Genomic DNA, 21,452 nt, shown 5'->3' with positions numbered 1-21,452 from the left:
TAGTTCCCCCTTAGCTCAGTTGGTTAGAGCGACGGACTGTTAATCCGCAGGTCCCCCGTTCGAGTCGGGGAGGGGGAGCCAACTCTACGAATATATTAAATTTTATCTCTTTTTGCCTCACCGATTGTATTAGACTTTCCAGCGCTTATACACTACTCTAGTGTAAGTTATTTATATGCTTTGATATAAAATAGAATTCAATATTATTAAACCGATCAATCAAGGAATTGATTCCTTCCTTTTAGGCTTTTAAAAGATAAGAAACATGGCTGGTTTTAAAAAACTCATATTCGTACAACTTATTTCTTGGCTACTATTCGCATTATTAGGCGGATATTTTATTGCAATTAGTTTTGACAGTGCAGTAAGTGATGCCCAGCAAAAAGCACAGCGTGTAGTTAATGCCTATATAAACTCACAAACTATTGAACAGCTGGCACCAGAGAAACTTAGGCAAGCACTTTCTGATGGCAGTACTTTTTCTAAATTTGTAATCCGCGATCAAACTGGCAAAGTTGTTACAATGATAGAGTCTAGTCAGCCCCTCCCCTTGTTTGCTGAATTAGTTAATAATTCATTTAACTCTATCCGGCCTCAATTTGCAGTGAACCAGACATCTGACATAAAAATTGAATTTACGATCAATGCTCATAACCTAGCAACTCTGCTGCAACAAGCGATGTTTATTGTCATTTTGATATCTGGATTGATTGCATTATTACCAATTATTTATATGAACAGTATGTTCCGTCGCTTAAACAGAAAAATAAGCACAACAGTTGCTGATATTGTCGATATATACATAAATCAGAATCAAGTAAGCGACGATATTGAACAAGCTATGGACACTTCAAGATTAAAGAAGCTAAGCAAAGATTTAATTCCTTCGTTCAATCGTCTGTCACACTTTTTACAAACTAAACACGATGATATTCAAAATAATGCGCTAAGTATTAAAAAAGAAGCCTATAAAGATGTAGTCACTAACCTTGGCAATCGTAATATGTTTGTAGAGTATTACGAAAAAAATATTGAGAATGCAGAAAAAAGCACCTTTGGTTCACTTGCTATGGTGCGTTGTAGTGAGCTACAAACAATAAACCAAACACGTGGTTACCAAAAAGGTGATGAATACGTAAAAGGTGTGGCCGATATTATTAAACATATTAGCGGCACCTATACAGGCAGTCAGGTTTTTCGTTTAAACAGTTCTGATTTTGCTGTGGTACTGCCTAATACCCCACTTAAAGAAGCTGAACGCTTTGGCGATAACTTACAATCGCGTTTTACTCAGTATCAGCAAAACCAAGAATTAAGCTCAGTTGCTAACACAGGTATAGTTGGCTACGAAAAAGGTAAGCCGCTTGGTGAGTTATTATCAATTGTTGATAATGCAATGAGCATGGCGCAATCAAAACAAGCAAATGCATGGCATGTACAGCGTGAAACTGATTTAGTTAATAACGCCAGCGCAGGTTTTGGTAACCAAAACTGGCGTAAAGTCATTACCGAAGTGATCGAATCGAAACGTGTGCACTTGGTTATGCAGAACATTATGCCAATAGGTAAAAGTGTTAAAGCCTATGCTGAGATCCAAGTTCGTTTCAAAACTGCAGAAAACCAAATGCTGCCAACGGCCTCTTTTCTTGCAATGGCAGAAAAGCTAGAAATGGCAATGGAAATTGACCGTTTAATTATCGATACCACTTTAGAGAAGGTTAAAACGCGTAATTTCTCTGAAAAATTCTTTGGTATTAATGTTACTGCATCAAGCGCTCACAATGATCAATTTGTGATCTGGTTAGAGCGCCGATTACTTAAAGACAGCAATATCGCCTCTAAGCTTATATTTGAAGTCAGCGAGTTTGGATTACAACAAAACATTAAAGCAAGTAAACGCTTTATCGATATGGTACACCGCGTGGGTGCACGTATTACCGTAGAGCGTTTTGGTGTGGGTTTAACGTCATTTAAATTCTTTAGAGACTTAAAACCAGACTTTATCAAAATGGACGCAAGCTACACCCGCGGCCTTGAAGAAGATAAAAACAACCAATACTTTATGCGTTTAATGGTTGATCTTGCTCATCGTATTGGTGTGAGTGTATTTGCTGAAGGCGTCGAAAGCCAAGAAGAAAAACATATCATCGAAACACTGTGTTTAGATGGTGTGCAAGGCTATTACATCGAAAAGCCAAAAGATATCTAACCCCTCTTTAAGGCCCAAAAAACCTTACTATTTTTGGGCCTATTCCAGCTATTAACTTTGCTTTAACACTTTAATCGTAAACAGCTTTGTTAATTTTAGCTATTCGTCCCTCATGTGTTGTGTCGGCCCCCATAAAAAAGGATAATAGAGTCGTTTTTATTCTCGTGAGGCACGCATGACAGAGTATGTCTTGTTATTGATTGGCACTGTGCTAGTCAACAACTTCGTTTTAGTTCAATTCTTAGGTTTATGCCCGTTTATGGGTGTATCGGGTAAGTTAGATACCGCGATTGGTATGTCTTTAGCCACAACCTTTGTACTTACACTTGCCTCCGTGACCAGTTATCTGGTGAATCATTATATTTTGATCCCGCTGGATATCGAATTTTTGCGTACCATGAGCTTTATTTTGGTTATCGCTGTTGTCGTGCAATTTACCGAAATGGTGGTGAGAAAAACCAGCCCGACACTTTATCGCTTATTAGGGATTTTCTTACCGCTTATTACCACTAACTGTGCTGTTTTAGGTGTTGCCCTACTTAATATCAAAGAAGACCACTCATTCTTACAATCGGCCGTGTATGGCTTTGGTGCCGCAGTGGGTTTCTCTATGGTGTTAATACTGTTTGCCGCATTACGTGAGCGTTTAGCTGCGGCGGATGTCCCTGCTCCTTTTAAGGGTGCTTCAATTGCGATGATCACCGCAGGCCTTATGTCGATGGCCTTTATGGGTTTTACAGGATTAGTGAAGTTTTAATATGACCTTGTTTTATGCTTTGATAGCGTTAGGTTCATTAGCGCTAATATTTGGTTTAATTTTAGGTTTTGCCGCCGTGCGTTTTCGCGTTGAGAGTAACCCTATTGTTGACCAAATTGATACCATTTTACCGCAAACACAGTGTGGCCAATGTGGCTACCCTGGCTGTCGTCCCTATGCAGAAGCAATTGCCAATGGTGACGAAATCAATAAGTGCCCACCAGGCGGCGAAGCCACGGTAAAAAAACTCGCTGATTTAATGGGTGTAGAAGCAAAACCGCTGGCAGGCGGTGAGCAAGCAGATCCTGTTAAAACCGTTGCCTATATTCGTGAAGATGAATGTATTGGCTGTACCAAATGTATTCAAGCCTGCCCTGTTGATGCCATCGTTGGCGCAACCCGCCAAATGCACACTGTATTAATTGATGAATGTACCGGTTGTGACTTATGTGTTGAACCATGCCCTGTAGACTGTATTGATATGCTGCCTGTAAAAGAAACTAAACAAACCTGGAAATGGCAATTAAACGCAATCCCTGTGACTCAGGTAGATTAGGAGCACAGATGGAAAAGTTAATAGATCAAATTAAACAAGGCAAAGTGTGGTCTATACCTGGGGGCATTCACCCACCGGGTCAAAAGCTACAATCAACAACACAAGCCATTGCAAGACTGCCACTACCAGACAAGCTCGTTGTATCTCTAAAACAACACATTGGTGCTAACGGCAAACTGATTGTTGAAAAAGGCCAGCAGGTTTTAAAAGGCCAAGCATTAACTAAACCAAGCGGCAATTGGTCTGTGCCTGTGCACTCGCCAACATCAGGGTTGATCAGCGATATTTGCCCAATGCCCTCTGCTCACCCGTCGGCGTTGCCTGAGCTTAGCGTTATTATTGAACCTGATGGTGAAGATAACTGGTGCGAGCTTAACCCTGTGCCTGATGCCAAAGCACTTTCCCATGATGAGCTTGTAGATATCATTCATCAAAGTGGTATTGCAGGTATGGGCGGCGCAGGTTTCCCAACCTATGTAAAAGCAGATACCCGTAAAGCCATCGAGTTTTTAATTGTTAATGCCGTTGAGTGTGAACCTTATATCACCGCTGATGACATGCTAATGCGCGAACATGCCGATGGTATAATTGCCGGTATTGAATTAATGCAGCAGCTGTTAAGTCCACAGCTGACAATTATTGGTATTGAAGATAATAAGCCAGATGCTATTGCTGCCATGAAACTCGCAGCACAGCATAACGACAGCATCATAGTGCAAACAGTGCCAACGGTTTACCCTTCTGGCGGTGAAAAACAGCTAATTAAACTGCTAACGGGCAAAGAAGTCCCAAGTGGTAGTATTCCTGCCGATATTGGTATGTTGGTGCAAAATGTCGGTACTTTGTTTGCGGTAAATCAAGCCGTACATGAAGGTAAGCCTCTTATAGAGCGTGTAGTAACGGTAACCGGTAACACCATTCATAAACAAGGTAATGTGTGGGCTTTACTAGGCACTGAAATTAAACATTTATTAGACTGCCAAGGCTTTTCTCCGGTTCCACAGCAACGTGTGGTTATGGGCGGTCCAATGATGGGCTTTACCCTGCCAACCGTGCGTATTGGTGTCGTTAAAACGACAAACTGTATTTTAGCGCCAGATCACCAAGAACTTGCTGAGCCGGGTGATGAAAAAGCCTGTATTCGTTGTAGTGCCTGTGCTGACGCCTGCCCTGCATCATTGTTACCTCAGCAATTGCAATGGTTTGCCAAGTCTAAAGAATACGACAAACTCAACGAGCACAATTTATTTGATTGTATTGAATGTGGCGCCTGTGCTTATGTTTGCCCAAGCGAAATACCCTTGGTGCAGTACTATCGTGTTGCTAAAGCTGAAATCAAAGAGCAGCAAGCAGAGCAAATCAAAGCTGAGCGAGCAAAAGAGCGTTTTGAAGCACGTAAAGAGCGCTTAGAGCGCGAACAAGAAGAGCGTCAAAACCGCCACAAACGCAAGCCGGCTGCTAAGTCAGATGGCGAAAAACAAAAAGTGGCTGATGCACTCGCCCGAGTTAAAGCTAAATCTGATGATAAAGACAGTAAGTCAGCTGTCGCTGCAGCTATTGCCCGTGCGAAAGCGAAAAAGCAAGGTGCAGAGATTGAGCCTGATAACTCTGAAGTGGCTAAAGAGCGTGCAGCACGTAAAGAACAAGCACGTAAATACAAAGAGCAAAAAGCACTAGAGCAAGGTGAAGAAGGCGTCGATAAAGACGATAAAAAGTCTGCTGTTGCTGCCGCTATTGCCCGTGCTAAAGCGAAAAAAGCGGCGCAAGCTGCAGAAGATAACGTAGAAGCAGACTCAGCACCAAAAGATGACAAAAAAGCTGCTGTTGCTGCCGCTATTGCCCGCGCTAAAGCGAAAAAAGCCGCACAAGCTACAGAAGAAAACGCTTCTGCTGAAACTGACGCTGCGCCAAAAGATGACAAAAAAGCTGCTGTTGCAGCTGCTATCGCTCGTGCTAAAGCGAAAAAAGCAGCACAAGCTGCTGAAAATCAAGCTGAAGCTGATAGCGCACCTGTTGATGACAAAAAAGCCGCTGTTGCTGCTGCAATCGCTCGTGCTAAAGCGAAAAAAGCCGCGCAAGCTGCTGAAAATCAAGCTGAAGCTGAAGAAGATAGCGCGCCAGTTGATGACAAAAAAGCAGCTGTTGCCGCTGCTATCGCCCGTGCTAAAGCGAAAAAAGCAGCACAAGCTGCTGAGAATCAAACTGAAGCTGAAGAAGATAGCGCACCAGTTGATGACAAAAAAGCCGCTGTTTCAGCCGCTATCGCCCGTGCTAAAGCCAAAAAAGCCGCTAAAGAGCAAGCACAGAGTGACGATTCTTCAGAGCAAATAAATGATTCAAATGATGAGGCAGATGCTAAGCCGCAGTCTGATGCTCCTGAATCAAGCGAAGATAAGAAAAAAGCCGCCGTTGCTGCCGCTATCGCTCGCGCCAAAGCGAAAAAAGTCGCTAAAGAGCAAGCGCAGAGTGACGACTCTTCACAGCAAACTAATGATTCAAGTGCTGAGGCAGATGCCAAGCCGCAGGTTGATGAACCTGAGTCTAGCGAAGATAAGAAAAAAGCAGCGGTCGCTCGTGCCATTGCAAGAGCTAAAGCGAAAAAGTTACAACAAGAAGGAAACGATAAGTCATGAAACTAACCATGGCGAGTTCGCCGCATAATCATAGCCATAAATCATTAAGCCGATTAATGATGACAGTGATTGCTGCGTGTATTCCAGGCTTAATCGCGCAAGTTTTCTTCTTTGGTAGCGCTGTGTTAATTCAGCTTGTTCTCGCGCTGATTACTGTTAGTGCCTGTGAAGCTGCTGTATTACTGCTTCGAAAACGCAAAGTTTGGCCAACACTCAGTGATGGCAGTGCGTGGTTAACAGGCGTATTACTGGCGTTGAGTATTCCGCCTTTAGCACCTTGGTGGATTATCGTAATTGGCTGTCTCTTTGCCATTGTTATTGTAAAGCAGCTTTATGGTGGCCTTGGCTTTAATTTATTTAACCCTGCTATGGCAGCTTATGTATTACTACTTGTATCGTTTCCGGTGCAAATGACCAGCTGGTTACCTGTGAGTGATTTACTTGCATCTCCGATCAGCTTCTCACAACAGCTGTCTGTTATTTTCAATGGTTTTACCAGCGCTGGATTTAGTGTCGATCAGTTACGTGTAGCGATTGATGGCACAACCATGGCAACACCACTTGATACCGTTAAAACAGATGTCGCCCATCACCTAACGGTGGCTGAGAGTATGAGTAAGCCTCTTTTTAATGACTGGTTTGGTCTTGGTTGGGGCTGGGTTAACTTCGGCTTTTTAGTAGGTGGTCTTTATTTATTAAAAGCTAAAATCATTAATTGGTATATCCCTGTTAGCTTTTTAGCCTCATTAGCCGTGTGCAGTGGTATTGGTTATATTGCAGCCCCGGGCACAGAGCCGGGCGTGGTATTTCACTTATTCAGTGGTGCGACCATGTTAGGGGCATTTTTTATTGCTACCGATCCAGTTTCTGCATCAACAACGAATAGAGGTCGTTTAATTTACGGCGCGTTAATTGGTCTACTTGTTTACTTAATTCGTACTTTCGGTGGTTACCCTGATGCAGTGGCATTTAGTGTATTGCTGTTAAATATGGCGGTGCCTTTAATTGATTACTATACGCAACCACGAACTTACGGCCATGGGGTGAAATAATGATCCTTTCCTCAATGACTAAAAACGGCACTATTCTTACTGCATTTGCACTTATTACCACAGGCACTGTAGCCCTGACTCATAACCTGACTGCTGAGCGTATTGAAGAGCAAGAAAAGCAACAACTTGCAGAGCAGCTACAGCAAGTACTTGATGCCCATCATTATGACAATCAACTATACAAAGATTGTGTCGTGATCACCGATGAGCGCTTAGGGCCACGTCCAGAGCAAGTTATTTACCGCGCCTACAAAGACACTAAACCGTATGCTTTAGTGATGCGCCATGTAACACCAAGTGGTTATAGTGGCGATATCAACTTATTAACGGCGGTGTTTGCCAATGGTGAAATAGCGGGTGTTCGTGTAACTAAGCACGAAGAAACACCGGGCCTTGGCGATAAAGTTGAGGTCAAAAAATCAGACTGGATCACTCTTTTCAAAGGGCAAAATGTACTGAGTGAAGATGATAGCCGCTGGGCTGTTAAAAAAGATGGTGGCCAATTTGATCAATTTACTGGCGCAACCATTACACCGCGTGCCGTTGTCGGCTCAGTAAAACAAGCTGTGCTGTTTGCCCAAGCTGAATTTGATAATCTGTTTGCTGCACCAAACATCTGTCAAGGAGCCAAGTAATGAGCCAAGTTAAAACCTTATTTAAAGATGGTATGTGGGCTAATAACCCTGCCCTTGTGCAGTTATTAGGCTTGTGCCCGCTACTTGCTGTTACTTCAACGGTTACCAATGCATTAGGCCTTGGTTTAGCGACTTTATTGGTACTGGTTGGTTCTAATGTCACCGTATCGATTGTGCGTAACTGGGTACCAAAAGATATTCGTATTCCTGTTTTTGTGATGATCATCGCAGGCTTTGTGACCATCGTGCAGCTGATGATGAATGCCTATACATTTGGGCTTTATCAATCATTGGGGATTTTTATTCCGCTTATTGTTACCAACTGTGCCATTATCGGTCGCGCAGAAGCATTCGCCTCTAAAAATACAGTGCCACTTTCAGCCTTTGACGGACTGATGATGGGACTTGGCTTTATGTTAGTTTTAGTGGTGCTAGGGGCAATGCGAGAGCTTATTGGTCAAGGTACGCTATTTGATGGCGCCGATTTATTATTAGGCCCATGGGCTGCTGCACTTCGAATTGAAGTATTCAGTTTTGATAACCAATTTTTATTAGCAATTTTACCACCGGGTGCCTTTTTAGGGCTTGGTTTATTGATTGCTGCAAAAAATGTCATTGATACACAAATAAAATCTAAGCAAGTTGTTACTCCAGAAGCAGAAAAAGGCCCTAGAGCCCGAGTAACAAGTTTAACTTAAAGGAGAGCACGCACCGTCACTGCGTGCTTTACGCCACCATGAATAAAGAAAAACGCTATGAGATCTTATCTCGTCTACGTGAGCAAAACCCGCACCCAGAAACAGAGCTTGAATATTCAAGCCCGTTTGAGTTATTAGTTGCGGTTACCTTATCAGCACAAGCTACAGATGTGGGTGTTAATAAAGCAACCCGTAAGCTATTCCCTGTTGCTAACACGCCTCAAGCGATTCTTGATTTAGGCCTTGAAGGCCTTCGTGATTACATCAAGACCATTGGTTTGTTTAATTCTAAAGCCAATAATGTCTATAAAATGTGTGAGATTCTGGTCAATAAACATAACTCAGAAGTACCAGAGAATCGTGAAGCGCTCGAAGCATTACCGGGGGTTGGCAGAAAGACCGCGAATGTTGTTTTAAACTGTGCCTTTGGCTGGCCGACTATCGCTGTAGACACCCATATCTTTCGCGTTTCAAACCGCACTAAGTTTGCCATGGGTAAAGATGTGGTGGCTGTAGAACAAAAACTAGAAAAAGTGGTACCTAAAGAATTTAAGGTCGATGTACACCACTGGTTAATCCTGCATGGCCGCTATGTGTGTACTGCTCGTAAACCTAAATGCGGCAGCTGTATTATCGAAGATTTGTGTGAGTTTAAAGAAAAGACAGAGTAATTAAGTATTATTGCTGACCTGCATTAGCTTGTTAGATGTAGTTGAACCTTCATTTGTTGATGCAGAATTCTCACAATGAAAATATCGTTGGCTCTTTTTTTAAAAAAGATGTAGTGCTTTCTAAATATATACCGAGAATATCCTGGCTTGATATCGCTAACATCTTGAGCAAGGCTCGGCTCAGTAGACAAAGCCATTAGCGTTTCATGAATTCCAATTAAATAGTTTTCTGCTTGAGAAACACCGAATTCAATTTCGGTGTACTGAAAAATACGCTCCAAGTCATACTGAGCTTTATTAGAGAGAATATATTTAGCCATTCGCTTTAAGTTTTGTTTTTGGATTTGGATATAATATCTAAAACCGTTAACTCACTCTCACCACTTAGCTCACCCTCTACTAATGCCATTCTAATAGCATCTTTTTCACTCTGATTATGGCGGATCAAATCGCGGATATAATCACTTGCATTTGAGAATCGACCTGACTCAACTTGGGCATCAATCCATGAGCGCATTTCATCTGGAATAGAGATATTTAAAGTTGCCATAGTTAATTCCTGTATATTTACAGTCTTTGATTATGGCAGATATTGGCAAACATTGGCAACAAATATGGTCGATATGCACCAATGGTTAATCCTTGATAGACACTATATGTGTAACGTTCTTAACCTTTTCTATCACACCCTTTGCGCATTGTGCCAAACACAGGGTTTGGCACAATGTTCCTAGTCATTATCGTGGGTTTTGGCTCACCTGCTTTTTAATAAACTCTCGCGTATCATTTAACAGCGCCACTCTTGCTGGTTCGTGAACATACATCATGTGACCGCCGTGATAATAGTGATAGTCAATTTTATCAGCGTATATACCGTGTCTATTTAAGGTGTATTCAGCATCAAAAAATGGCGTGACAATATCGTAATAACCAGAGGCGACCATCACTTTCATTTGCGGATTGCTGCGAAGCACATAAGATAAATCTGGCGCTGTATTGACGTACCTTGGCTCCCAGCCTTGTCCATCAGGAGCTGTACGCCAGCGCCAGTTATCTGATAACTCAGGATCGCCTGGGTTTAGGTATTTTCTTTTCCACTGTACGTTTAAATCTGTGCGCATGTATTTCATCAGTGCCGCTTTATATGCTGGCCCTATCACTTTTGACGCGTCTTGCTTAGGAGCTGCTGTTAAATCGTCTCTCTCATCAAGCTTATAACGTCCATCAAGAAAGCCTACTGCGACGCCCTCATCACGCAATAACTCTTTAGCGAATCTAAAGGCATTAATGCGTAAATCAACCTGCTCAATATATTGTTTGCTTAGCCCTGTATAACGGTGAAGGCCGTCAACAATTTGCTTTCTGTCAGCTTTACTAAGGGTATTCCCCTTAAATAAGGCTGGTAGTAATTCATCAACTGCAAATTGTCGGCTCGCATCTATAAACGCTTCAAAATTTCCTGATGTGTCTACTTTTTTATGATACCAAGCAGTTGCAGCAAGTGTGGGTATGTAAGTGATGTAAGAAATGATGTTGTCATTAACATAAGGGCTTGAACCTTGATAGTCTAAGGCCTGTGACACAAAAATAATACCATTTACATTAATCAGGTGTTTATCCATAAGTACTTTAGAAACCGCAGCTGCTCGAGTTGTCCCATAGCTCTCTCCCAATAAAAATACGGGTGCATTCCAGCGATTTTCTTTTGTTAGCCACTGGGCAATAAAATCAGCAATAACAGATGCATCCTGATTCAAGCCCCAAAAGGCTTTGCTGTCAGTGTCACCTAAGGCGCGCGAGTAACCTGTACCAACAGGGTCCACAAACACCATATCAGTCACATCAAGTATCGTCTCAGGCGCATCTTTTAATTCGTAAGGAGCCAATCCAGGAGCCGTTGCATCGCTTGGTACCACGACTCGTTTCGGACCATAAGCGCCCATATGTAACCAATTAGACGATGAGCCCGGGCCACCATTCCAGATAAATGTTACGGGTCTGTTCTTGTTGTCATCTGCAGCTAGGTAATCAAACGAAAAGATAGCAGCTTTAGGCTCTTCGTTTTTGTTTAACAAATAAGTTTCACCGGCTACAGCTTCGTATTTCAGCTTTGTACCATTAAAGGTGCCTTTATGCTGGGTCACAAATTTAGTGGCTTCGGGTATCGACTTTTTATTGTTTGAATCTGAGACTTCATCTGCATTAACTGCGCTCGTACAAAACGCAAACAATGTAGAGATGACTACAGTTTTGAAATTGGCAACATGCGCCATGTTTTATTCTCCCTAGCATGTTTATCTTTATTTTTATCTGTATCTGGCTTGAGTGCTTTTATCGCAGAGAGCTCAATTAACCTTTTACTTAAGCATTACTTTTACAGTAAGAACATGTAATTTCAACTATCTGCGATTAACACGAAAAAAGTATAATCAGTATCGGAACAAAAAATATCAGCGTAATCATTTCACAAGCTTCCATCCTTTCGTTATGCTGTTGAGTAATGTGAAATTTTTTATATGAGTTGCTATGTTACCTTTACTTCGTATCTTGTTAATTGAACAAGATCCTGCCACCTTAAAAGAGCTTTCAACGAACCTAGAAAAAACAATCCCTAATTTTGAACGAAGTGATGTTGATATCGACATTATCGAGTGCATAGAGCTCAAGCAGGCGTTGAAATATGTAGAGGAAGATGGCGATATTCAAGCTGTAGTACTTAGTTGGGATGTACTGAACAATGGCGAGCGCACCTATAGCCGTTTTATCGAGCAATTAAAAGGCATACGCCTAGAACTGCCTGTTTATGTTATTGGTGACGATACGAAAGGCTTGGAGATAGTCAACGAGTCAGAAGAAATTGAATCTTTCTTTTTTAAAGATGAGGTCATTTCAGACCCAGAAGCAATCTTGGGCTATATGATCAATGACTTTGATGACCGTTCAGAAACGCCATTTTGGACCGCCTACCGTCGTTATGTCGGTGAATCGAACGATTCATGGCACACACCTGGTCACAGTGGCGGTGCTAGCTTTAGAAATTCTCCGTATATTAAAGACTTTTATCAGTTTTATGGCCGTAACGTATTTGTTGGCGACCTGTCGGTTTCTGTCGACTCGCTTGGTTCATTATCAGACAGCACCAACACCATAGGCCGCTCTCAAGAATCAGCGGCGGCGACATTTGAAGTAAAACATACCTACTTTGTTACCAATGGGTCATCCACTTCAAATAAGATTATTTTGCAAACTTTACTACGTAAAGGCGATAAGGTGATCATCGACCGAAACTGCCATAAATCAGTACATTACGGCATTTTGCAATCGGCTAGTTTACCTATTTATTTATCGAGTATTTTAAATCCTAAATATGGTATCTTCGCGCCCCCTTCATTGGCTGACATTAAGCAAGCGATTGAGCAAAATAGCGATGCTAAATTACTGGTTTTAACCGGCTGTACTTACGATGGTCTGCTTAGCGATTTAAAACAAGTGGTTGAATTTGCACACCAGCACGGTATTAAAGTGTTTATCGACGAAGCGTGGTTTGCTTACTCGCTTTTCCATCCAAGTTTACGCCACTACTCAGCTATTAATGCTGGCGCAGACTATGTTACCCATTCGGCACATAAAGTGGTTTCAGCGTTCTCTCAGGCGTCTTATATTCATGTTAATGACCCTGATTTCGATGCCGATTTCTTTCGTGAGATCTACAGTATTTACGCCAGTACCTCACCAAAATATCAGCTCATTGCCTCGCTGGATGTATGCCAAAAGCAATTAGAAATGGAAGGTTATAAATTACTAAATGCCCTGCTGAATCACGTTGCTGAGTTTAAGCAGCAAATGGCATCACTGAAACATATTAAAGTGCTCGACAAACAAGATTTCATGAATATATTCCCACATTTTAGTGGCGATAACATGGGTCACGACCCGCTGAAGATCCTTATCGATATTAGTGAGTTACCGTATTCATTAAAGGATATTCATAAATTTCTATTAGATGAAATTGGCCTTGAAATCGAAAAATATACACACAGCACCATTTTAGTTTTGCTAACTCTTGGTGGCACACGCTCAAAGATCATTCGCCTTTACAATGCGCTTAAGAAACTCGATAGCGGTAAAGTAAAACTCGCTACTTCAATGAGGCGAACACGCCTACCAGAGAATCTACCCGCGATTGACTTAGCCTGTATTCCTAGTGACGCGTTCTATGGCGAACGTGAATCTGTGCCAATTAGCAAAAGTAACAATCGAATTTGTGCCGGATTAGTGACGCCTTACCCTCCAGGTATTCCGCTTTTAGTGCCGGGGCAACATATCACTAATGAGCATATCGAATATCTTAAAGAGTTGGCGGGTCAAGGCCTGACAATTCAAGGGAGCTTTGATGGCGAAATTTATGTACTTAAAGGTAAAGTGAAAAGCTAAGCTTTCACTTATACCGCAAAAACCTCATTGTTATGCAGCAGTCCTTATTCATTGCTGCATAACATCACTGTTTTCATATCAAACGCTTTGTCTCAATGCTACTGTGCATGCAATCGAAATAACTTATAATCCATTTTTAATAATTTTAATGCGCAGCGTTGTACCATGCTGCGTTATTGAAATTGTGCGAATTTAAAGACAAGAAAGAGGATGCTTAAAATGCGCTTATTACACACAATGCTTCGCGTTGCTGATTTAGATAAATCAATTGAATTTTATACGCAGGTATTAGGTATGAAAGAGCTGCGCCGTGCAGACAACGAAGAGTACCGCTACACCCTTGCTTTTGTCGGTTATGGTGACGAAAAAGATTCGACCGTGCTTGAGCTTACTTATAACTGGGATACAGACAGCTATGATTTAGGTAATGCATACGGTCATATCGCTATCGAGTTTGATGATATTTATAAAGCCTGCGAAGACATTAAAGCTGCTGGCGGTAATGTGAGTCGTGAGCCGGGTCCTGTAAAAGGCGGCACAACTGAAATTGCATTTGTTAAAGACCCAGATGGTTATGCAATTGAGTTAATTCAGAAAAAAGATAACAACACTTTTTGATTCATACCGGCTATTTCAGCGATTGCTGAGATAGCCACTTTGCGAGTGCTTTTTCAAGTTCAGTAAAATTAATTGGCTTTGCGATATGGTCACTGATACCAATTTTTGCGCTTGTTTCGATGTCGTCTTTCATCGCATTAGCACTGACTGCAATAATCGGCGTATCAAAATCTGGCCTTGCAAGTAAGTTTTCGCTGGCAGTTAATCCATCCATCACCGGCATTTGAATATCCATTAAAATCAATGCGTAGTTTTGTGTTAGGGTTTTCTCACAGGCAATTTTTCCATTTTCTGCCAATTCATAATTTAGACCTAATTGAGTTAAATACTTAGTGATAACAATTTGGTTAATCGGGTTATCTTCAGCAATTAATATTGGCTTGTCGACGGCTTTAAAATCGAACTGAGTGTCTTCATCTGATTGGTGTACTTTTGCACTAGCGTCCCGTGGGTTTAGTGATTTAAAATTAACATTAACCGTAAACTCGGAGCCTTTGCCAAGCTCACTGTCGATAGCAATAGTGCCACCCATCAAATCAATCATTCCTTTACTGATGGCAAGCCCAAGACCGGTCCCTCCATATTCACGAGTTGTGCTAGTTTGCGCCTGAACAAAAGGATTAAACAAGGCCGTTATTTTATCTTCAGCGATACCTATGCCTGTATCTTTTACCGATAACACGACGGCTGTCTGGTGTTCATCTCGGCTTTGCAGAATAAGCGAAAGAACGATCTCTCCTTGATGGGTGAACTTAACGGCGTTAGAGAGCAAGTTAATCAGCACTTGTTTAACACGTATTTCATCACATTCAACATTCAGCGATTGTAATGGGGAGACGTCAAGGCGGCAGCCAACTCCTTTGGCATCACAACTCGGTTTGAATAGTAAGATAAGGTCATGGCAAAGCGCGACTAAATCACATTGTCGCGACTCGAGCTCTATTTTATTGGCCTCTATTTTTGAAAAGTCGAGAATATCGTTAATCACGGTTAATAACACATCACTACAGTTATTAATTTGCCTTACAAACTCTGCTTGATCTTGTGTTAGCGTGCTTTTATTGAGTAGCTGCAAAAAGCCCACAATACCATTCATCGGAGTGCGTATCTCATGGCTCATATTGGCTAAGAATTGGCTTTTAACTTGCTCAGAGCGCTCAGCGCGAAGTTTTTCTAATTGCAATGAAGTAATTTGTATATCAATGGTATCAGCCATGCTGCTGAGCGAATCTGCAATATCTTTAAACTCTTGATAATGAAAATCGTCGGTATCTTGTTTGTAATTACCCAATGCATATTCTCGGCTAAGAGCAGTAATGCGATTTAGCGGGTTATGGAGCCGTGCCGTCAACCAACGCACTAAGATAAATGAAACAATAGAGAGTCCGACAATTAACAATCCTGCCAATATGGCCGTTTGCTTTACAGCACTGGTGTAGGTGGTTTTTGCTTCATTAATTTGGAACTGTAAACTGGTTGGCTTACCTTTAAAATAAACATTACTGATTGAGGCCTGCCCCATTAATTTGCCGTTATCGCCAGCATCGCCCACGCTATATAAAATGTTACCTTGTGCTGTAATTTGTACCTGCTTACCCGCTTGATAAACCGGTTGTTCATTATGTATTGCAAGCCACTTTAACGCCTCTGATAAAGGCACAAAAGACACTAACACGCCCGTTTTAATTATTGGCTCACTGAGAGAATCTTGCTCATGTAACAACTTAGATGTAATTGCCAGTAAAGCATTTTGTTTTGCCTGCAAAGGTGCGAGTAGCTCAGTGACTTGTGGGTTATCGATAATTTGAATTGTGTTTTGCTCTGTTGATGTTTGAGCACTGTCGAGAATGCTTTTAGTGAGTTTATAGTTCAAATTTAAAGAAGTAATCGGATACCCTTCAACTATAAACCCCTGATTATCAATAACAATTGATGCGTTAATTTGTGGGTTTTGGGCAACAAACTCTTGTAGCTGCACAAGCGCGAACTGTGAGTACACCACTTTATTTGGCAGCTCAGTTATAGCCTTAGTGCTACTAAGTAATTGGCTATTTTTCTCAAGCTTAAATAAGAGTTGCTCAAGACTGGCCGCATTATTTCTAGCTTGCCATTGCAAACTCGTATTTGCTTGATCAATAGAGCTTAAATAGAAACGCCCTATCATCAAACCTGCAAGGATCAGTAGGGGAATAATAACCAGTAGTAATACACTGATAAATAAGGCGCGGCTAAAGCGTGGACTACTCATTCATCCCCTTCATTGGCAATCGAACGCTCTGCCAACCCTTGCATAAAAAGCCCCGCTTGCTCAGCAGTTAAGGCACCACTGCCATAGCGAATAAATCCTTTATTTAATACTTCCCATACGATGATCATAGATGCGGTTGAAGGCATCGCTTTTGTAAATTGCATCGCTTCAATTAAGGTTGCTAACTGTGTGCCTTGTTGTGATTTTAAACTATTTAACACCTCTGTATTGACGGGGATATCTTGAAGCTTTTGCCAAATCATTGTTTGAAATTTTTCTGCTTGAACCAATTTAGCAAATTTGATCAAATTGTCTTTATTAACGCCATTTAAGCCATCATTTGGAAATGCCAACACAAAGGTAGAGTAATAAGGCTGCATATACTCACCATTCAGTTTCGGCAATTGCTGCACAGCTAAATTATCACCAAGCGCCTGCTCATACGTTTTTAACGCCCAAGCACCATCGATGGTGAAGGCAGCTTGCTGCGCTTTAAATGCATTATTTGAGCAAGTGTAATCGCACTGTCTATCAACCAGGTTTTGTTTATTTAAATCCCAAACAAATTTGAGAGCCGATTGCATTGCCGGTGTATTAAGCTGAACATGGTTATCTACAATTAGGTCGCCATTAAAAGCCGATAAGAACGGGATAAACCAATACATTTCCATAAAACTCCATGTAACGAGTTTCACTTTTTCAGGCAATGATGATTGAATTCGGTATATATCCTGCCAATTTTCTATTGGCTCTTTAACAAACTGCTTATTATAAAAAAGTAACAGGTGATTGCCTTGAATGATGGGTATACCTAAGAGCGTGTTGTTTAGCTTTGCTGTTTCTAAGGTTCGCTTGTCTGTGGTATCAGCTATGAGTGAGTCTGGGATAACGCTGTAGTTGGCATATTTATCAAGCCCTAAATGATCAGCAGGTACAATAACAACGTCTGTAGAGGTGCTGGTACTGGTATTTTGCACCAGCCTGACTTTTAGCGCCTTTTGGTCAACCAATACAGAATTAACCGTCAAGCCACTTTGCTCAGCAAGTGCACTTAACAGCTCATTAAAGTGCTCATGCTTCATGGTATGGGCTAGGTTTATCGTTGCTGCATAGCAATCAAACGTCACTAGTAGCAACGCCACCCAAAATACTCGCCACACGCTTACATCTACTCAAAAAGAATTGAAATTACTCTTTAGTTAAGCACATATGCCTTAAATTGCCTAGCCTAATCAAGGGTTTTCTTAAACCTAAATGCAGCCACAGCCAAGCCCAAAATTGTAAAGGCTAACAGCCAAAGTAAATCACTGCTCATGCTTATTAGATTGACATCTTTTAGCACGATTCCACGTATTAACCTCAGGTAATGCGTTGCGGGTAGGCACTCAGCAAGCCATTGCGCTGCCTTTGGCATGCCTTCATAAGGAAATACAAAACCTGATAATAATATCGAGGGTAACAGAATGAAAATTGTCATTTGCATTGCTTGAAGCTGATTTTTAGCGATGGTTGAAAGGACTAAGCCAAGCACTAAACTGGCACATATAAACGCAAAGGTTGCGACAACCAATGCGACTAAACCACCTCCAAAAGGAATATGAAACAAGAGCTTACCCATACCTAGTATAATAAATAACTGAATAAAACCAATGAAGATATAAGGCACCACTTTACCAATCATTAATTCAAGTGAGCTTAACGGTAAGGTGATTAAGAGCTCCATATTACCTCGCTCTTGCTCTTTAACAATGGCTGCAGAGGTAAACATAATCATCGTCATGGTTAAAATAACAGCAGCTAAACCTGGCACAATATTCACTGCAGAGCGTTGCTCTGGGTTATAAAATAAGGTCGTCTCAAAGGTCGGATACGTTCTATTCGCAGGCTTATCGAGAAGCTCTGCAAGCGGCATATTGCGCAGCGATTTTATGCTCGACGCGACCATTGTATCTGAGCCGTCAACTAACCAATGCGCAATTGGCCTGACTAACGACTCATTACTGCCATCAGGCAAACCAAAACCCACTGTTGGGTGCTGGGCAAGTCGGTTTGCCACATCGTGGGGTATAAACAGCACAGCCCGCACTTTCGCGCTCGCGATTGCTGTTTGTGCCTGCTCTATACTGTCGTAATAATCTGTCACTTTAACCACATTTGTCGCCGATACTGTTTGTACTAAAATGCGACTGAGCGCAGTTTGACTATGATCGACCACTGCAACAGGGATATCTTTAACGTTGGTGTTAATAGCGTAACCAAATAGAATCAGTTGGATAAGGGGGATCATCACCACCATCGCAAAGGTCATTCTATCGCGACGTAATTGTAATAATTCTTTGCTTACAATTGCTTTTATGCGGCTTAATGAAGTCACAATACTCATTGTCGGCCCTGCCCTGTGCAGGTGACAAACACGTCTTCAAGGCTTGGACGCACACTATTTACTTGCCACGTATCCTGACAAAATGATTGCTGTTTTATGAACTCAACGGGATCTTGAACATCTTTTTTTACTAATACTCGCAGCTGTGCACCTAGCTGAGTGGCTGAAATAACATGGTCGATTGTTGCGAGCTGTTTTTTTAATTCTCTGGTTTGCGCCCCTGCGATTTCTACAACATGAGCGTGCATGTCTGTCATTAATTGCTTTGGAGAGCCATCCGCGCGTTTAATACCAGATTCTAAAATGGCTAAACGATGACAACGCTCGGCTTCATCCATGTAATGAGTGGTCACTAATATCGTGGTACCGGCATTACTTAAATCAAACAGTGTTTCCCAAAAGTCACGGCGATTTTGTGGATCGACTGCCGATGTTGGTTCATCAAGAAATAAAATTTTCGGTTTATTAATCACTGCAGCAGCTAATGCTAAGCGCTGCCGTTGGCCCCCACTCATACTTCCGGCCATTTGATCGACTCTTTGATCAAGGCCATAGGTATGGAGCAATTCGTCAATTCTTTGTTGCTTTTGCTGCTTTTTAAACGGGTAAAGCGCCGCCATGAACTTTAGGTTTTCAAGTACGGTCAAGTCACTATAAAGTGAAAACTTTTGCGTCATATAACCGAGTTGTGTTCTGAGCTTTTCGGCATCTTTTGGCAGACTCAAGCCAAGCACATTGATATCACCTGAGGTTGGCTTCAATAACCCTGTAAGCATACGGATTGCAGTCGTTTTACCACAGCCATTAGGGCCCAAAAAGCCATAAATTTGCCCTTGCTCAACGTCTAGATCAAGGTTATCAATCGCTTTTAAGTCGCCAAATTGTTTTACCAAACCTTTGGCATGGATCACCGATTCAGTCATGGCATAATCACTTGAGCAGGTACGCCTGTCGGTAAATTATTTTCACTTGTGGGTAGTGTTACCTCAGCAAGATACATTAATCGCGCACGTTCTTCCTGATTAAGGGCATAAAAAGGCGTGAACGCAGGCTCTGTGGCAATCCAGGTCAGTTCACCCTGTATATCTTTATCTATGCCATCGACACGAACCGTAAGTGTCATGCCCTGATTGAGCTTGGCACGATATGGTTCAGGGATATATACGCGCGCATAAGGTGCGCTGTTTGCTTGAACGATAACGACTGGGCTGCCTTTGGTAACTCGCTCACCTACGTGCCAAGGTAAATTATCGACCCTGCCAGCACGCATCGCTTTAATTGTCAGGTCTGAGAGGTATTTTTGCTGTACTTTTAGTTCTGCTTCTGCCGCCTGAACTTGCGCTTTCGCACTATTAATATCTTCAACGCGAGAACCATTTGTTAATTCATTTAAGTTCTGCTTTGCTGATTCTAAATTAGCGAAAGTCTCATCGCGTGCAGCGGTTGCACTGTCTAAGGTTTCTTGGCTTGCGAGTTTATCTTTAACTAAGGTTTTTGCACGGCGAAAATTAGCTTCGCTTTGCGTATATGCAGCATTGGCTGCTGCTACTTTGGCTGATGCGGCAGCAACTTCTTCGGGGCGAGCACCATTCAAGGTTTTTTCAAGAAATGCAGTGGCTTGAGCTAATTGAGCTTGTGCTTTAGCAACAATCGCTTGTTGTAGTTCGGCATCAAACTTTGCAATCACCTGCCCTTTTTCGACCAACTGGCCTGCTGAAACGGGTAAATCGATCAGTATTTCGTTAGTCGTTGCAGGATGGATCACACGCTCACGCTCAAGCGTTCCTAGCGCTACTCCCTCATTTGAGTCTGAGCAAGCAGTAATGACTAAAGAAATTAGTATGAGTACAACACGTTTAGCTAACATTTTAATTTCCTTATGGTTAGCTGATGAGTTGCTAGATACTATAAAGTATTAAAATGATCTGTAAAAGTGATCTATAGGAATTAAAGTTTTAGAAATATATGGAGTCTATATCGTAAAGATATATGGAGAATAAGGAATCTTAAGTTGAAAAATCTTAGTTATATTTGAAATGATATTTAAAAGATAGTCTTTCCAACACATTACTTACTTAAAGTAAGTGGCGTCCCCAAGGGGATTCGAACCCCTGTTACCGCCGTGAAAGGGCGGTGTCCTAGGCCTCTAGACGATGGGGACACAAAATGTGTCACTAGGACAACTGAATAGTTAAACTCGATTCAGACGAGCTTTTAATAACACAACACTTAAAGTAAGTGGCGTCCCCAAGGGGATTCGAACCCCTGTTACCGCCGTGAAAGGGCGGTGTCCTAGGCCTCTAGACGATGGGGACACAAAATGTGTCACTAGGACAACTGAATAGTTAGACTCGATTCAGACGAGCTTTTAATAACACATCACTTAAAGTAAGTGGCGTCAACAAAAGATTCGTACTCTTTATAACGTCGTGCATAAGATTGCGCGGTGTTCACCGCCCCACTACACATAACCTACTTAAATAAGTGGCGTCCCCAAGGGGATTCGAACCCCTGTTACCGCCGTGAAAGGGCGGTGTCCTAGGCCTCTAGACGATGGG

Annotated in this window: 18 protein-coding genes and 3 tRNA genes; 11 read left to right on the top strand and 10 right to left on the bottom strand. The window is 41.9% G+C overall.

Annotation, left to right across the window (positions count from 1 at the left end; translation table 11 throughout):
- Positions 1-4: 4 nt before the first annotated feature.
- The 9 genes from NO991_RS18020 to nth all read left to right on the top strand — a co-directional run bounded on the left by NO991_RS18020 (position 5) and on the right by nth (position 9,211).
- Positions 5-81 (top strand) — tRNA-Asn (locus tag NO991_RS18020).
- Between the two features lie 184 nt (positions 82-265).
- Positions 266-2,209 (top strand): EAL domain-containing protein, encoded by a 1,944-nt coding sequence (locus NO991_RS18015; RefSeq protein WP_054553688.1) that lies wholly within the window; start codon positions 266-268, stop codon positions 2,207-2,209.
- 175 nt (positions 2,210-2,384) lie between these two features.
- Positions 2,385-2,966, top strand: coding sequence for an electron transport complex subunit RsxA (rsxA, locus tag NO991_RS18010; RefSeq protein ID WP_054553689.1), 582 nt, complete (start codon positions 2,385-2,387; stop codon positions 2,964-2,966).
- A 1-nt stretch (position 2,967) separates the two neighbouring features.
- Complete coding sequence (rsxB, locus tag NO991_RS18005) at positions 2,968-3,522, top strand: electron transport complex subunit RsxB (RefSeq protein ID WP_054563643.1); 555 nt, start codon at positions 2,968-2,970, stop codon at positions 3,520-3,522.
- 8 nt (positions 3,523-3,530) lie between these two features.
- Positions 3,531-6,155, top strand: a complete 2,625-nt coding sequence (gene rsxC / locus NO991_RS18000; RefSeq protein WP_300360710.1) for an electron transport complex subunit RsxC — start codon at positions 3,531-3,533, stop codon at positions 6,153-6,155.
- Positions 6,152-7,207, top strand: coding sequence for an electron transport complex subunit RsxD (rsxD, locus tag NO991_RS17995; RefSeq protein ID WP_371352261.1), 1,056 nt, complete (start codon positions 6,152-6,154; stop codon positions 7,205-7,207). Before rsxC ends, rsxD begins: the two co-directional genes overlap by 4 nt.
- Positions 7,207-7,842 carry an electron transport complex subunit RsxG gene (rsxG, locus tag NO991_RS17990; protein ID WP_187490359.1) on the top strand — a complete coding sequence of 212 codons (636 nt, stop codon included), beginning with the start codon at positions 7,207-7,209 and terminating at the stop codon, positions 7,840-7,842. Before rsxD ends, rsxG begins: the two co-directional genes overlap by 1 nt.
- Complete coding sequence (locus tag NO991_RS17985; protein ID WP_187490358.1) at positions 7,842-8,540, top strand: electron transport complex subunit E; 699 nt, start codon at positions 7,842-7,844, stop codon at positions 8,538-8,540. Before rsxG ends, NO991_RS17985 begins: the two co-directional genes overlap by 1 nt.
- Positions 8,541-8,578: 38 nt before the next feature.
- Positions 8,579-9,211 carry an endonuclease III gene (nth, locus tag NO991_RS17980; protein WP_054553695.1) on the top strand — a complete coding sequence of 211 codons (633 nt, stop codon included), beginning with the start codon at positions 8,579-8,581 and terminating at the stop codon, positions 9,209-9,211.
- Positions 9,212-9,234: 23 nt separating this feature from the next.
- Here the strand turns inward: nth and NO991_RS17975 are convergent, their stop codons facing one another.
- The 3 genes from NO991_RS17975 to NO991_RS17965 form a co-directional block, all read right to left on the bottom strand.
- A complete protein-coding gene (locus NO991_RS17975; RefSeq protein ID WP_138602595.1) occupies positions 9,235-9,531 on the bottom strand; it encodes a type II toxin-antitoxin system RelE/ParE family toxin in 297 nt (98 codons plus the stop codon).
- A gap of 5 nt (positions 9,532-9,536) precedes the next feature.
- Complete coding sequence (locus NO991_RS17970; protein ID WP_054553697.1) at positions 9,537-9,761, bottom strand: type II toxin-antitoxin system ParD family antitoxin; 225 nt, start codon at positions 9,759-9,761, stop codon at positions 9,537-9,539.
- A gap of 187 nt (positions 9,762-9,948) precedes the next feature.
- Complete coding sequence (locus tag NO991_RS17965; RefSeq protein WP_371352259.1) at positions 9,949-11,484, bottom strand: S10 family peptidase; 1,536 nt, start codon at positions 11,482-11,484, stop codon at positions 9,949-9,951.
- 253 nt (positions 11,485-11,737) lie between these two features.
- Here NO991_RS17965 and NO991_RS17960 point away from each other — a divergent pair, with 253 nt between their 5' ends.
- A complete protein-coding gene (locus NO991_RS17960) occupies positions 11,738-13,645 on the top strand; it encodes an aminotransferase class V-fold PLP-dependent enzyme (protein ID WP_300360723.1) in 1,908 nt (635 codons plus the stop codon).
- A 219-nt stretch (positions 13,646-13,864) separates the two neighbouring features.
- Positions 13,865-14,263 carry a lactoylglutathione lyase gene (gloA, locus tag NO991_RS17955; RefSeq protein WP_054553771.1) on the top strand — a complete coding sequence of 133 codons (399 nt, stop codon included), beginning with the start codon at positions 13,865-13,867 and terminating at the stop codon, positions 14,261-14,263.
- A 10-nt stretch (positions 14,264-14,273) separates the two neighbouring features.
- Here gloA and NO991_RS17950 read toward each other — a convergent pair whose 3' ends face one another.
- The 7 genes from NO991_RS17950 to NO991_RS17920 all read right to left on the bottom strand — a co-directional run bounded on the left by NO991_RS17950 (position 14,274) and on the right by NO991_RS17920 (position 21,209).
- Positions 14,274-16,511 (bottom strand): ATP-binding protein, encoded by a 2,238-nt coding sequence (locus NO991_RS17950; protein WP_300360725.1) that lies wholly within the window; start codon positions 16,509-16,511, stop codon positions 14,274-14,276.
- On the bottom strand, positions 16,508-17,671 hold the full coding sequence (locus NO991_RS17945; RefSeq protein WP_054553702.1) for an extracellular solute-binding protein: 1,164 nt from the start codon (positions 17,669-17,671) through the stop codon (positions 16,508-16,510). The genes NO991_RS17950 and NO991_RS17945 overlap by 4 nt, the downstream gene beginning before the upstream one ends.
- A gap of 68 nt (positions 17,672-17,739) precedes the next feature.
- Positions 17,740-18,888, bottom strand: a complete 1,149-nt coding sequence (locus tag NO991_RS17940) for an ABC transporter permease (protein ID WP_130166761.1) — start codon at positions 18,886-18,888, stop codon at positions 17,740-17,742.
- Positions 18,889-18,890: 2 nt separating this feature from the next.
- Positions 18,891-19,817, bottom strand: coding sequence for an ABC transporter ATP-binding protein (locus NO991_RS17935; RefSeq protein ID WP_062567026.1), 927 nt, complete (start codon positions 19,815-19,817; stop codon positions 18,891-18,893).
- The gene (locus tag NO991_RS17930; protein WP_194442830.1) at positions 19,814-20,761 is read right to left on the bottom strand and encodes an HlyD family secretion protein; all 948 of its coding nucleotides are present in this window, start codon (positions 20,759-20,761) and stop codon (positions 19,814-19,816) included. The genes NO991_RS17935 and NO991_RS17930 overlap by 4 nt, the downstream gene beginning before the upstream one ends.
- Positions 20,762-20,979: 218 nt before the next feature.
- Positions 20,980-21,055 (bottom strand) — tRNA-Glu (locus NO991_RS17925).
- Positions 21,056-21,133: 78 nt separating this feature from the next.
- A tRNA-Glu gene (locus NO991_RS17920) sits at positions 21,134-21,209 on the bottom strand.
- Positions 21,210-21,452: the final 243 nt, after the last annotated feature.

It is taken from the genome of Pseudoalteromonas sp. DY56-GL22 (assembly GCF_041414715.1).
GTDB lineage: Bacteria > Pseudomonadota > Gammaproteobacteria > Enterobacterales > Alteromonadaceae > Pseudoalteromonas > Pseudoalteromonas simplex.
This window is presented reverse-complemented; position numbering and strand designations above follow the sequence as displayed.

Bases quoted from the DNA above. Each gene is read 5' to 3' on its own strand.
- rsxD (WP_371352261.1), top strand. From the start codon at position 6,152: ATGAAACTAACCATGGCGAGTTCGCCGCATAATCATAGCCATAAATCA.
- NO991_RS18015 (WP_054553688.1), top strand. From the start codon at position 266: ATGGCTGGTTTTAAAAAACTCATATTCGTACAACTTATTTCTTGGCTA.
- NO991_RS17960 (WP_300360723.1), top strand. From the start codon at position 11,738: ATGTTACCTTTACTTCGTATCTTGTTAATTGAACAAGATCCTGCCACC.
- rsxA (WP_054553689.1), top strand. From the start codon at position 2,385: ATGACAGAGTATGTCTTGTTATTGATTGGCACTGTGCTAGTCAACAAC.
- NO991_RS17930 (WP_194442830.1), bottom strand. From the start codon at position 20,761: ATGTTAGCTAAACGTGTTGTACTCATACTAATTTCTTTAGTCATTACT.
- rsxB (WP_054563643.1), top strand. From the start codon at position 2,968: ATGACCTTGTTTTATGCTTTGATAGCGTTAGGTTCATTAGCGCTAATA.
- NO991_RS17970 (WP_054553697.1), bottom strand. From the start codon at position 9,761: ATGGCAACTTTAAATATCTCTATTCCAGATGAAATGCGCTCATGGATT.
- NO991_RS17965 (WP_371352259.1), bottom strand. From the start codon at position 11,484: ATGGCGCATGTTGCCAATTTCAAAACTGTAGTCATCTCTACATTGTTT.
- gloA (WP_054553771.1), top strand. From the start codon at position 13,865: ATGCGCTTATTACACACAATGCTTCGCGTTGCTGATTTAGATAAATCA.
- nth (WP_054553695.1), top strand. From the start codon at position 8,579: ATGAATAAAGAAAAACGCTATGAGATCTTATCTCGTCTACGTGAGCAA.
- rsxG (WP_187490359.1), top strand. From the start codon at position 7,207: ATGATCCTTTCCTCAATGACTAAAAACGGCACTATTCTTACTGCATTT.
- NO991_RS17985 (WP_187490358.1), top strand. From the start codon at position 7,842: ATGAGCCAAGTTAAAACCTTATTTAAAGATGGTATGTGGGCTAATAAC.
- NO991_RS17975 (WP_138602595.1), bottom strand. From the start codon at position 9,531: ATGGCTAAATATATTCTCTCTAATAAAGCTCAGTATGACTTGGAGCGT.
- rsxC (WP_300360710.1), top strand. From the start codon at position 3,531: ATGGAAAAGTTAATAGATCAAATTAAACAAGGCAAAGTGTGGTCTATA.
- NO991_RS17950 (WP_300360725.1), bottom strand. From the start codon at position 16,511: ATGAGTAGTCCACGCTTTAGCCGCGCCTTATTTATCAGTGTATTACTA.
- NO991_RS17935 (WP_062567026.1), bottom strand. From the start codon at position 19,817: ATGACTGAATCGGTGATCCATGCCAAAGGTTTGGTAAAACAATTTGGC.